Raw genomic sequence first — 12,361 nt, forward strand, 5'->3', positions numbered from 1 at the left:
ACTAATTATGTTGTGCTTTCACTGACTGGCGGCGAGGCATGATGTTTTCTTTTCCGAAGCCACTCTTCTACTCCTCCAGTACCAATTAAAACGCCCAGAATAATAAGCATACAGCCAAATATTTGTGAAAGATGCATCTGCTCATTTAATATGACCACCGCAGCTATTAATGCGAAAATCGTACTCAAGTTATTGAATATCGCGGTTTCGGCTGTTCCGATTTTTTTGATCATCGAGTTAAACAAACTATGCCCGACTGCGGTTGCAAAAATCGCTGAAAATAAAAATACGATCCATAGTTCCAGGTTTAAGCTCGAAAATGCTAAAAATGATTTTGGTGTCGTCACAAGGTTATATACCATCATAATCGAAGAGCCGATTGTCAGCATATAGGCTGTTAATACAAGAGGTGGAATCGTTAATGTGATACGGCGAATGATGAAAAAGCTAAAGGCCTGAATGACAATTGACAATAAAACATAGACATCCCCCATCACAAATGCCGTTACAGCCGAAACATCGTCCACTACTGCAATAATAATTCCTACAAAACCAACGACAAACCCTGTGAATCTTAGTTTCGTTAAGGAAGTCGCTCTTGTGGCAACTGCAATAATGGCCGTAATCAATGGCGCCAGCCCAAGAATAAGTGAAGCCTTCACAGCTGTCGTTTGTGATACGCCCTCTGCCAATAAGGAGTGATGAGCTATCACCCCTAATAATGTCGCTAGTAAAACCCATTTCCAGGGCATTTCTTTATAGATAATTTTCTTTTTCATCACGAACAGTATGAGAAATAAAGTGATTCCCGCAAGAAATATCCGAGCCCCTTGCATCACGAGAGGTGGGATATCAAACACAAGCAGCTTTAATAGAGAGACATTCAGCCCCCACAAAAACATTGTTAAAATCATTGTTCCATACACTTTTAGCATGGTCATCCCCCTTAAATGTCGGCATCTACTGTAGGGTCTCTCGACAGTTTATTCCTCTTTTTGATATCTCAGTATAGCATTCTTTTAAATGAAATTTTAGTCTATCTCTAAATTTAAGACGATGGTTTCGTTTGCAGTAATGTAAGGCCCATCGCAATAAATACAAACCCTGTGAATTTGTTAAAAGCTGTTGAAATTTTGGCATTGCTTCGTAATTTGTTCGTGGCCATTGACGAGAAATAGGCAGTTATGATACACCAAACCAGCCCGGCCAATGTAAAAGTAAGCCCCAGGATAATAAACGGTGTCGGGCTTGAAATCCCTGAATTCGTTTGAATAAATTGCGGAAGAAATGCTAAGAAAAATAAAGCGACCTTAGGGTTCATCACATTCGTTAACAGACCTTGAAAGAAAATCTTTTTATGGCTATGTTGTGGCATTTCTTGCTCTTTATTTTCTTCATTCTTTGAAATGATCATTTTTATACCCAAGTATGCTAGATACACGGCACCGGCGACCTTGACTACATTAAATAGAAAAACGGATTGCATTAAAAGGACCGATAGCCCAAATGCGGCTAATAATGTATGCACCACTGCCCCTGTAGAAATCCCTAAAGCTGAATAGATTCCTGCCATCCTGCCTTGAGAAATACTTCTACTCACCACATACATCGTGTCAGTACCAGGCGTTAAAATCAGCAAGATTGCTGCAACCAAAAAAACCTCAAAATTTATGATTCCAAACATTTACAATCGCCTCCTAATTAACATCTTAATCTTCGATAATTCAGAAATCAATATACAATATAAAGACAGAATATTGATGGAGTTATTTAAGCGAAATTGTAACAACGAGGAGAAGTTGCGTTCGACGATGTAGATTGGATTCACTGTAAAGTGGGGTAAGTTTCTTAACGGGGTGGTTTGATAAGTGCATCTTGCTTATGAAATGCACCTTACAGCAAAATGGGCTTCAAAATGCAGTTAATCTCCCTTATGAAATGCATCTCAGAACCGAATGGGCTTCCAAATGCAGTTCCTCTTGCTTATGATGCACTTCTCCAACTCGATTCCCCCTTCAGAAAGTGCTTCATCATCACTCGCATGCACTTCTCCAACTTGATTCCCCTTCAGAAAGTGCTTCATCACCTTCATGATGCACTTCTCCAACTTAATTCCCCTTCTTAAAGTGCTTCATCACCTTCATGATGCACTTCTCCAACTTGATTCCCCTTCTTAAAGTGCTTCATCCCCACCATGATGCACTTCTCCAACTTGATTCCCCTTCAGAAAGTGCTTCATCACCTTCATGATGCACTTCTCCAACTTGATTCCCCTTCAGAAAGTGCTTCATCACCTTCATGATGCACTTTCCCAACTTAATCCCCCTTCAGAAAGTGCTTCATCACCTTCATGATGCACTTCTCCAACTTAATGCACCTTCAGAAAGTGCTTCATCACCTCTATGATGCACTTCTCCAACTTGATCCCCCTTCAGAAAGTGCTTCATCACCTTCATGATGCACTTCTCCAATTTGATTCCGCTTCAGAAAGTGCTTCATCCCCACCATGATGCACTTCTCCAACTTAATCCCCCTTCAGAAAGTGCTTCATCACCTTCATGATGCACTTCTCCAACTTAATCCCCCTTTAGAAAGTGCTTCATCACCTCTCTGATGCACTTCCCCAAGTTAATCCCCCTTCAGAAAGTGCTTCATCCCCACCATGATGCACTTCTCCAACTTAATCCCCCTTCAGAAAGTGCTTCATCACCTCTCTGATGCACTTCTCCAACTTGATTCCCCTTCAGAAAGTGCTTCATCACCTTCATGATGCATTTCTCCAACTTAATCCCCCTTCAGAAAGTGCTTCATCAGCTTCATGATGCACTTCTCCAACTTAATCCCCCTTCAGAAAGTGCTTCATCCCCACCATGATGCACTTCTCCAACTTAATCCCCCTTCAGAAAGTGCTTCATCACCTCTCTGATGCACTTCTCCAACTTGATTCCCCTTCAGAAAGTGCTTCATCACCTTCATGATGCATTTCTCCAACTTAATCCCCCTTCAGAAAGTGCTTCATCAGCTTCATGATGCACTTCTCCAACTTAATCCCCCTTCTTAAAGTGCTTCATCACCTCTCTGATGCACTTCTCCAACTTGATTCCCCTTCAGAAAGTGCTTCATCCCCACCATGATGCACTTCTCCAACTTGATTCCCCTTCAGAAAGTGCTTCATCACCTTCATGATGCACTTCTCCAACTTGATTCCCCTTCAGAAAGTGCTTCATCAGCTTCATGATGCACTTCTCCAACTTGATTCCCCTTCAGAAAGTGCTTCATCACCCCCATGATGCACTTCTCCAACTTGATTCCCCTTCAGAAAGTGCTTCATCACCTTTATGATGCACTTCTCCAACTTGATTCCCCTTCAGAAAGTGCTTCATCACCTTCATGATGCACTTCTCCAACTTGATTCCCCTTCAGAAAGTGCTTCATCATCACTCGCATGCACTTCTCCTACAAAATCTCCCTTCATCCAGTACTTCATCACTACCATGATGCACTTCTCCGACTTAATGCACCTCCCTAAAGTACCTCATCCATCCTACGAATCTCCTGGCCCCTCCCACACCCCTCCACAATTTTCGCAAACAAAAAAACCACCCAATCCATCAAGAGGATCGGGTGGCCATAAGCTCACGATTAGCGTAAGTTGTAGAATGATTTTAAGCCTAGGTATTGGCTAGTTTGTGCTAGTTGGTCTTCGATGCGAAGAAGTTGGTTGTACTTCGCTACGCGGTCTGTACGAGATGGTGCACCAGTTTTGATTTGACCCGCGTTTGTTGCTACGGCGATGTCCGCGATTGTCGCGTCTTCTGATTCACCAGAGCGGTGAGAAATGACAGCTGTGTAACCCGCGCGTTTTGCCATTTCAATTGCATCGAACGTTTCCGTTAAAGTACCGATTTGGTTTACTTTGATAAGAATTGAGTTTCCTACACCTTGCTCAATTCCTTGAGACAATTTGTTTGTGTTTGTTACAAACAGGTCATCTCCAACAAGCTGAACACGGTTACCGATACGTTCTGTTAATAGCTTGTGGCCAGCCCAGTCGTTTTCGTCCAAGCCGTCTTCAATTGAGATGATTGGGTATTTAGAAGTTAACTCTTCGTACCAATCAACCATTTCTTCCGAAGTTTTTACCACACCTTCACCATCTAGGTGGTATTTGCGGTCTTCTTTATTGAATAGCTCTGAAGAGGCAACATCCATTGCAAGTTGAACTTCTTCCCCTGCTTTGTAGCCCGCTTTTTCGATTGCTTCTAGGATGACTGTGATGGCTTCTTCGTTTGAACCAAGGTTTGGCGCGAAACCACCTTCGTCACCTACTGCTGTGTTGTAGCCTTTTTCTTTTAACACGGCTTTTAAGCTATGGAAGATTTCAGCACCGATACGTAATGCATGACGGAAAGACTCTGCTCCTACTGGCATTACCATGAATTCTTGAATGTCCACGTTGTTGTCAGCGTGCGCACCACCATTTAAGATGTTCATCATTGGAACCGGTAATTGTTTTGCATTTACGCCACCAAGGTATTGGTATAAAGGAATGTCAAGGTAATCTGCTGCTGCATGAGCTACTGCTAAAGAAACCCCTAGAATAGCGTTAGCACCCAATTTCCCTTTGTTTTCAGTACCATCTAATTCGATTAAGGCTTTATCAATCACTACTTGATCTAAAACTGAGTAATTGCCTTCTAATTCTTCAGCGATAATTGTATTGACGTTTTCTACCGCTTTTAAAACACCTTTTCCAAGATAGCGAGATTTGTCGCCATCACGTAATTCAACTGCTTCATATTCACCTGTCGAGGCACCAGATGGTACGATGGCACGGCCAAATGCACCTGACTCCGTAAATACTTCTACCTCAACTGTTGGATTTCCACGTGAATCTAATACTTCGCGAGCATAAACTTGTGTAATGAATGGCATAATAAATCTCCTTTATAGTTCAATTTTATTTTAAACTCTTGCAAACATCTGGTTAACTTTGCTTAACGATAAGCCCTGTCAGCAGGTTCCCTTACTTTTCCAATGTGTCAAATAATGGTTGACCTGTCATATCCTGAGGCTGTTTTACATTTAGTAATTTTAACATAGTCGGCGCAAGATCGGCTAAAATCCCGCCATCTCGTAAAGTAATACCCGTCTTCGTTACAATAACCGGTACAGGGTTCGTTGTATGGGCTGTCATCGGCTCTCCTGCCAACGTTACGACTTCATCGGAATTCCCATGGTCAGCTGTAATAATGGCTGCTCCACCTTTAGCAAGGATGGCTTCAACGACTCTACCTAGACATTCGTCCACCGTTTCGATGGCTTTAATCGTTGGTTCCAGCATGCCACTATGACCAACCATGTCTGGATTGGCAAAGTTTAAGATAATGGCATCGAATTTATCCCCTTCGATTTCTGCAACGAGGGCATCTGTTACTTCATAGGCGCTCATCTCAGGTTTTAGATCATATGTAGCAACCTTAGGTGAAGCGATTAAAATTCGCTCTTCTCCGGGGAATTTTTGTTCACGTCCACCGCTCATAAAGAAGGTTACATGTGGGTATTTCTCAGTTTCAGCAATTCGGAGCTGTGTTAAACCACTTCTTGAAATGACTTCACCGACAGTATTCACTAAATCGATATTTTCAAACGCCACATCTGCATTTACATCCACACTATAATGAGTGAAGGTTACAAATTTTAAGCCAGTTGGATGCTTTTCAGATAGCTTAAAGCCAATAAACTGATCATTCGTAAAGACTGTTGAAAGCTGGATGGCACGGTCTGGTCGGAAGTTAAAGAAGACAACTGCATCATTTGTATCGATGGTTGCCACAGGCTTCCCTTCTTCTGTAATCACAAAAGGAATAACAAACTCATCTGTTACTTCTCTTTCATAGGAAGACTCCACCCCAATTTTGGCAGATGCCGCGGTCTGTCCGATACCGTCAACGAGCGCGTTATAGGTTAGTTGAACACGTTCCCAACGTTTGTCACGGTCCATTGCATAATAGCGGCCATGAATGGATGCAAACTTGCCGACACCAATATCATCCATTTGTTTTTGAGTTTCTTCGATATATCCAACAGCTGTTGTTGGACCTACATCACGACCATCTAAAAAGCCATGTACGTAAACTTCGTCTAACCCATTTGCCTTGGCTAATTTCAGTAAAGCAAAGAGATGCTCGTAGTGGCTATGAACACCGCCGTCAGATAATAACCCCATTAAATGAAGTTTTGTGTTATTGGCTTTTGCATGCTCGACAGCAGCTAAGAACTTTTCGTTTTTATGGAATTCGCCATCACGTATGGATTTGTGAATACGCGTTAAACTTTGGTAGACAATTCGGCCGGCACCAATGTTGAGGTGACCCACTTCCGAGTTCCCCATTTGGCCATCAGGCAGACCCACTGCTTCCCCACTAGCCGTTAATGTTGAGTGGGGGAACTGTGCCCAGTAACGCTCAAAATAGGGCTTTTTACTTTGTGCTACTGCATTTCCGAAGGTTTCGTCGCGAAAGGCGAAGCCATCTAAAATAATTAATGCTACAGGTTGTTTAGGCATCCGTTCCTCGCCTCCAATACTTTTATTCACCTCTAGCCCACGAATCTAAAAACTCCGCAAGCCAGGGTGAGACTTACACAATTACTGAGCTTTTTCTAATAAAGCCAGATAGGAATCCTTGTCTAAACTTGCACCGCCTACAAGTGCACCATCGATATGCTCTTTAGATAGGAGCTCTTCAATATTTTCAGGTTTTACGCTACCGCCATATTGAATACGAATACTTTCAGCTGTTACTTTTCCGTAAAGTCCTTCGACAACCTCACGAATTTTGCCGCACACAGCATTCGCATCATCCGCAGTTGCCGTTTTTCCTGTTCCGATTGCCCAGATTGGCTCGTAGGCAATAACCATATGATTTACTTCTTCTGGAGTAAATCCTTCAAGAGCAGCCGTTACTTGAGAAGAAACCTTTTCTTCCGTTTTGCCTGCTTCACGCTCTTCAAGCGTTTCGCCACAGCAAATAATCGGCACAATCCCATTACTTAGTGCAGCTCGCACTTTTTTGTTGACCGCTTTATCTGTTTCGTTGAAATATTCACGACGCTCTGAATGTCCTAAAATGACATAGTCCACGTTGATGGAAGCAAGTTGTGAAGGGCTAATTTCACCAGTAAAGGCGCCTTCATTTTCATAGTGCATATTTTGTGCACCAATGGCTAAATCCGTTTCCACTGCAATATCCACTAATGTCGGCAGGAAAATGGCTGGAGCACAAATCACTGCATCCACTTTCTCTTCTGATGGGACTTTTTCGCGTACAGCTTCTGCAAATTCTACTGCCTCGTCAAATGTTTTAAACATTTTCCAGTTTCCAGCGATGATGGGTTTACGCAATTCAGAATGCCTCCTTATTTATCGTTTAGTGCCACAATTCCTGGAAGTGCTTTTCCTTCCATTAGTTCAAGTGAAGCTCCTCCACCTGTAGAAATGTGGTCCATTTGGTTTGCAACCTCAAATTTCTCAACAGCAGCAGCGGAATCTCCTCCACCGATAATTGTATACCCGTTTGTTTGAGCCATCGCTTGAGCCACTGTTTTTGTACCGTTCGCAAATTTCTCCATTTCAAACACACCCATTGGTCCATTCCAGATAATTAGTTTGGAATCTTTAATAATGGATGCATAGTGTTCTGCTGTTTTCGGACCGATATCCAGCCCCATCCACTCTTCTGGAATGGCTTCAATATCAACAATTTCCGTTTCAGCGTCCTTTGAAAACTCGTTTGCCACCACAGCATCAATCGGCATATGAAGCTGAACGCCTTTTTCTTTTGCCTTTTCAATAAAGCTTTTCGCTAATTCAATTTTATCTTCTTCCAACAAGGACTTTCCAATTGAATGACCTTGCGCCTTGATAAAGGTGAAGGATAATCCGCCACCAATGATTAAGTGATCTACTTTGTCTAAAAGGTTTTCGATTACACCAATCTTATCTTTCACTTTTGCTCCACCGATAATCGCCGTGAAAGGTCTTTCAGGGTTTGATAAAGCCTTCCCTAGTACATCCAATTCTTTTTCCATCAGTAAACCTGAAACCGCTGGAACATATTTTGCGATTCCTTCTGTAGATGCATGTGCGCGATGGGCTGCACCAAATGCATCATTCACATAAAGATCGGCTAATTTCGCGAAAGATTTCGATAACTCTTCATCGTTTTTCTCTTCACCTTTATGGAATCGAACATTTTCTAATAAGACGATGTCGCCTTCTTGCATCGCTGCAACCGTATTTTCAACATTTGCCCCAATGGATTCATCTAATTTAGTCACTTGCTTACCAATCAGTTCAGATAGGTGTTTACCCACTTGCGTTAAACGCATGTCTTCATTGATTTCGCCTTTTGGACGTCCCAAATGAGAAGCAAGGATTACCTTTGCCCCTGATTCCACTAATTGCTTAATTGTTGGGATTGCGGCACGAATTCGTGTATCATCCGTGATTTCACCGTTTTCCATCGGTACATTAAAATCCACTCGCACAAATACTCGTTTCCCTTTTACTTCTGCATCATTCATCGTCTTCTTTAAAAACATTGAAGAAAACCCTCCTTCAAATCGTGATTCGATTCACTTTTTTGTCAACTTGGTGTTATTTTCACTTGAATTCAGTAAGAAGAAAGCGTCTCCTTTACATTCTTACTTTCAATCTGAACTCGACTTTTCGCGAATTTGCTAAAATCGAGACCCTTTATTTGTGGATTCCACAATAAGCTTAATATTTGGCTAACTGCCGAAAAAAAAGCGATGGGTAGTTTTATCCATCGCTTCCTTTACCCTCCATTATTATAAATGGTAACATTTATAAAGGCTATACTTTTCACTTACTTCAAGCTAATTATGTCATAACAAATGACCATAATGTGTTACTTATATAGAAAAAGTATGTCACATTAAGTTTTCAAGCTTTCAATTCCTATTGTTGTGTAATATATCTAGCTAAATCCATTAAACGGTTAGAGTAGCCTACTTCGTTATCATACCAAGCAAGTACTTTCACCATATTATTATCTAATACCATTGTTGATAGACCATCCACTGTTGAAGAGTGTGGGTTTCCGTTATAGTCGATTGAAACTAACGGTAATTCATTGTAATCAAGAATGCCTTTTAACTCTCCACTTGCCGCTTCTTTTAGGACATTATTTACATCCTCGACAGTCACAGTAGTACCTAACTCTACAACGAGGTCAACACATGATACGTTCGGTGTTGGAACACGCATGGAGAAGCCGTCTAATTTCCCTTTTAACTGTGGAAGTACTTTTGAAACCGCCACTGCAGCACCTGTAGTTGTTGGAATCATTGATACAGCACCTGCACGCGCACGTCTTGGGTCACTGTGCGGGAAGTCCAGGATGCGTTGATCATTTGTATAGGAGTGAATTGTCGTCATTAATCCACGTTTAATACCAAATTTCTCATCCAGCACTTTTGCCACTGGCGATAAACAGTTTGTTGTACATGAAGCATTTGAAATGACATTTTCGGATGCCTGGTATTGTGTATGGTTTACACCCATTACATAAGTTGGCATTTCACCTTGTGCAGGGGCAGAAAGGATTGCTTTTTTCGCTCCAGCTTGAACATGTTTTGATACTTCTTCCATTGAACGGAATCGACCTGTAGATTCGATTGCTACATCAATATCAAGTTCGCCCCATGGTAGGTTAGCTGGATCTTTTTCAGAGAATACTTGAACTCGTACACCATCAACGATAAATGCATTGTCTTCAGATTGTACGTCTGCATCGTAAACCCCATGAACAGAATCATATTTTAAAAGGTGAGCAAGCTGATGAGCATCAGAAAGGTCATTCACCGCTACCACTTCAAATTCACTGTTTTTAATTGCCTCACGAAAAACTAATCTTCCAATACGTCCAAATCCGTTAATTGCAATTTTGATTGCCATATCAATTTCCTCCAAAATAAATAATGTTTTCTATATAAATAACTTTTTATAGGCATGGCGATAACAGTTTTGCCTATTAAAAATTTTATTAACCATAAAATAATGACTCTTTTTTGTAACAAGAAATTATTGATCCAAAATGGCATTTGCAGCCGCTTCATCCGTAATAAGAACTGTTTGCTTTGCCGCATCATTCTTAAAATAAGCTTGAATGGCTTTTGCCTTGAGTGTCCCACCCGCTACAGCAATTATGTGGGGACTTTGTTTCACCTGTTCGAGCTGAATACCGATTGTATTGATTCGGTATATTATTTCGCCTAATTCGTTAAAATAATAACCAAATGCCTCTCCTACTGCCTTTTTCTCATCCAGCTTATTCATAATGGCATCACTTGAATTTCGACGGTATGCCATTTCCTTAGCACTGCCGATTCCATGGATGACAATATCAATATCGTCATAAAAATCGAGAACTTCTTTGACAATCGGTTCTTGAATCATTGTGGCAAAAGCTGTTTCGCTCAGGTTTTCCGGCAAATACAATGTACGGAATTCCGCTCCACATTTTAGGGCAAATTGCGAAACGAGCGTATTTGCTTGTTGATTCATTTCATTGCCAAGGCTTCCGCGTGCAGCGACAAAAGTAAGCGTACTAAGCGATTTTGTAGGAGACAAAAAGTTTGTTAATGCCGCTACCGTACTGCCGCCTGTAATTGCAACTGTTTGGTCTTTCTTGGCAATACTTGTTAGATAGTCACTGGCTTCTTTTCCTATAAGCTGTTGGCTACCGTTATCATCATTCACATTCCCGGGCACTATTATTACTTTTTTAATGCCTAAAATTTGTTCCAGCCTTTTTTCCTTCGAACTAAGTCCTGAAACTTCCTGAAAAGTTTCTTTTAGTTCTTCAAGTATTTCATACCCTTTACTCGTACAAACCATACCTTTTTGTGTCGTTTCAATGAGTTTTTGGTTGTTTAGAACGGTTATTTCATTGCGAACTGTTCGTTCAGAGATATTCAATGTATCTAAAATCATCCTTCGACCAATTGGCCCTGCGACCGCAATCGTTTGCAAGATTCGATATCGCAGCTCAATGATAGACGATAGTTCAGGTACTAGAAGTTGAACTGCTCCTTGAGGGTTCCTATTATACAAGAAATACACCTGCAACTTTCAGTGGAGTTATTTTTGTCCCGTTAAGTACTTTCTGTCCCACTTAGATTAAAAAAATATTCTACTCTTAGAGTATACATTTTTTTCTGATTTTCTACAAATATTTTAATTATTTTTTTGAAGCACCCCACATTATGCCTGGAGCGCTTCATAAAGTGTTACATAATCTAGATTTCCGTATTGAATGATTTCCCCTTTTACTTCAACGACTGGAATCATTAACATATATTTTTCATGTAATGCTTCGTTTTCTTCTATATTAATGATATCAATTTCGAATTGAACATCGCTGTGAAGAAGTTTTAAAGTCAACAACCCTTCTTCACATAATGGACAACCCGGTCTTGTGTAAAAATTCACCTTCACATCAAATACCCCCACACTAAATTCTTCCTTTTTAGAATCGCAAAATTTACCCGAATAATCAACTTGTAACTACACAAACTATATTCGTACGTTTTTGTACACTAAAATCTGGGAGGAATACAATTATGGACAATCAATTCATGAATGAATCTCAAACGACTCAAGGGAATATGCCTCTTTCTATGAATCACGGTGCACATGAAGTTTTGGACGTTCATGAGGTTCTAAGTGCAGCAATCGGTGGAATGAATACGTTTATCTTCTTCCGTCCTCATGTACAAGACCAAGAACTTCTTAATATTTTGGACAGACAATATGCGTTTATGTTAGACGAGTATAATATTACGGCTGAGTGTTTCAAAACAGGACAAGATCCTAGCCACCCAACACGTTCTTACAAGATGCAAATGGGTAATGACACGAACTATGGTTTAACTCCTAGCCAACCAAAGAAACCAATGACATCAGCGAATGAAATCAATGACGGCATTATTTCAGGCTTCCTTTTAAGCTGCCATAAATCAACTGCAACTGGCAAAACAACTGCGGCTCTTGAATCAACAAACCCAGTAGTGCGTCGTGTATTGCAGGATTCCATTCAAAACTGCATTGAAATGGCCTATGAATTATCACTTTACCAAAACAAAAAAGGTCAATATCAAGTTCCACAGCTTTCCCCGGCTGACATGCAAACAATGTTAAATATGTATGGTCAAGCAGATAAAGCAAAAGATATGCCTAACTAATTAAAAAATTAAAGAATCCATTTGATGCTTGACTACATCAAATGGATTTTTGGTTCTATGTCAAATGTTGGGGTGATGTGTTTTTGCACGT

14 protein-coding genes are annotated in these 12,361 nt (G+C 40.8%); 1 reads left to right on the forward strand and 13 read right to left on the reverse strand.

Features of this window, described 5'->3' with window-relative positions; genetic code table 11:
* Nucleotides 1-5: 5 nt before the first annotated feature.
* The 13 genes from C1N55_RS16165 to C1N55_RS16205 form a co-directional block, all read right to left on the reverse strand.
* Complete coding sequence (locus tag C1N55_RS16165; protein WP_168193882.1) at nt 6-935, reverse strand: DMT family transporter; 930 nt, start codon at nt 933-935, stop codon at nt 6-8.
* A gap of 113 nt (nt 936-1,048) precedes the next feature.
* Nucleotides 1,049-1,684 (reverse strand): LysE family translocator, encoded by a 636-nt coding sequence (locus tag C1N55_RS16170; protein ID WP_137729773.1) that lies wholly within the window; start codon nt 1,682-1,684, stop codon nt 1,049-1,051.
* 261 nt (nt 1,685-1,945) lie between these two features.
* Nucleotides 1,946-2,092 carry a hypothetical protein gene (locus C1N55_RS20595; protein WP_168193883.1) on the reverse strand — a complete coding sequence of 49 codons (147 nt, stop codon included), beginning with the start codon at nt 2,090-2,092 and terminating at the stop codon, nt 1,946-1,948.
* A 91-nt stretch (nt 2,093-2,183) separates the two neighbouring features.
* Complete coding sequence (locus C1N55_RS20910; RefSeq protein WP_255502419.1) at nt 2,184-2,315, reverse strand: hypothetical protein; 132 nt, start codon at nt 2,313-2,315, stop codon at nt 2,184-2,186.
* A gap of 336 nt (nt 2,316-2,651) precedes the next feature.
* Entirely contained in the window at nt 2,652-2,783 is a 132-nt protein-coding gene (locus C1N55_RS20915) for a hypothetical protein (RefSeq protein ID WP_255502420.1), read from the reverse strand.
* A gap of 76 nt (nt 2,784-2,859) precedes the next feature.
* A complete protein-coding gene (locus C1N55_RS20920) occupies nt 2,860-2,991 on the reverse strand; it encodes a hypothetical protein (RefSeq protein WP_255502420.1) in 132 nt (43 codons plus the stop codon).
* 651 nt (nt 2,992-3,642) lie between these two features.
* Complete coding sequence (gene eno / locus C1N55_RS16175) at nt 3,643-4,935, reverse strand: phosphopyruvate hydratase (protein WP_137729774.1); 1,293 nt, start codon at nt 4,933-4,935, stop codon at nt 3,643-3,645.
* A 91-nt stretch (nt 4,936-5,026) separates the two neighbouring features.
* Nucleotides 5,027-6,568, reverse strand: a complete 1,542-nt coding sequence (gene gpmI / locus C1N55_RS16180; protein ID WP_137729775.1) for a 2,3-bisphosphoglycerate-independent phosphoglycerate mutase — start codon at nt 6,566-6,568, stop codon at nt 5,027-5,029.
* Between the two features lie 81 nt (nt 6,569-6,649).
* The gene (gene tpiA, locus C1N55_RS16185; RefSeq protein ID WP_137729776.1) at nt 6,650-7,405 is read right to left on the reverse strand and encodes a triose-phosphate isomerase; all 756 of its coding nucleotides are present in this window, start codon (nt 7,403-7,405) and stop codon (nt 6,650-6,652) included.
* 14 nt (nt 7,406-7,419) lie between these two features.
* Nucleotides 7,420-8,604: a phosphoglycerate kinase gene (gene pgk / locus C1N55_RS16190; RefSeq protein WP_137729777.1), complete on the reverse strand. Its 1,185-nt coding sequence runs from the start codon at nt 8,602-8,604 to the stop codon at nt 7,420-7,422.
* A 379-nt stretch (nt 8,605-8,983) separates the two neighbouring features.
* Nucleotides 8,984-9,982: a type I glyceraldehyde-3-phosphate dehydrogenase gene (gene gap, locus C1N55_RS16195; protein ID WP_137729778.1), complete on the reverse strand. Its 999-nt coding sequence runs from the start codon at nt 9,980-9,982 to the stop codon at nt 8,984-8,986.
* A 126-nt stretch (nt 9,983-10,108) separates the two neighbouring features.
* Nucleotides 10,109-11,140 carry a sugar-binding transcriptional regulator gene (locus C1N55_RS16200; RefSeq protein ID WP_137729779.1) on the reverse strand — a complete coding sequence of 344 codons (1,032 nt, stop codon included), beginning with the start codon at nt 11,138-11,140 and terminating at the stop codon, nt 10,109-10,111.
* A gap of 150 nt (nt 11,141-11,290) precedes the next feature.
* Nucleotides 11,291-11,524, reverse strand: coding sequence for a glutaredoxin family protein (locus tag C1N55_RS16205; protein WP_137729780.1), 234 nt, complete (start codon nt 11,522-11,524; stop codon nt 11,291-11,293).
* Between the two features lie 125 nt (nt 11,525-11,649).
* Here C1N55_RS16205 and C1N55_RS16210 point away from each other — a divergent pair, with 125 nt between their 5' ends.
* A complete protein-coding gene (locus C1N55_RS16210) occupies nt 11,650-12,270 on the forward strand; it encodes a spore coat protein (RefSeq protein WP_168193884.1) in 621 nt (206 codons plus the stop codon).
* Nucleotides 12,271-12,361: the final 91 nt, after the last annotated feature.

Source organism: Lysinibacillus sp. SGAir0095 (genome assembly GCF_005491425.1).
Classification (GTDB): Bacteria; Bacillota; Bacilli; order Bacillales_A; family Planococcaceae; genus Ureibacillus.

Bases quoted from the DNA above. Each gene is read 5' to 3' on its own strand.
- gap (WP_137729778.1), bottom strand. From the start codon at position 9,982: ATGGCAATCAAAATTGCAATTAACGGATTTGGACGTATTGGAAGATTA.
- C1N55_RS16165 (WP_168193882.1), bottom strand. From the start codon at position 935: ATGCTAAAAGTGTATGGAACAATGATTTTAACAATGTTTTTGTGGGGG.
- C1N55_RS16170 (WP_137729773.1), bottom strand. From the start codon at position 1,684: ATGTTTGGAATCATAAATTTTGAGGTTTTTTTGGTTGCAGCAATCTTG.
- C1N55_RS16210 (WP_168193884.1), top strand. From the start codon at position 11,650: ATGGACAATCAATTCATGAATGAATCTCAAACGACTCAAGGGAATATG.
- pgk (WP_137729777.1), bottom strand. From the start codon at position 8,604: ATGTTTTTAAAGAAGACGATGAATGATGCAGAAGTAAAAGGGAAACGA.
- C1N55_RS20595 (WP_168193883.1), bottom strand. From the start codon at position 2,092: ATGAAGGTGATGAAGCACTTTCTGAAGGGGAATCAAGTTGGAGAAGTG.
- gpmI (WP_137729775.1), bottom strand. From the start codon at position 6,568: ATGCCTAAACAACCTGTAGCATTAATTATTTTAGATGGCTTCGCCTTT.
- eno (WP_137729774.1), bottom strand. From the start codon at position 4,935: ATGCCATTCATTACACAAGTTTATGCTCGCGAAGTATTAGATTCACGT.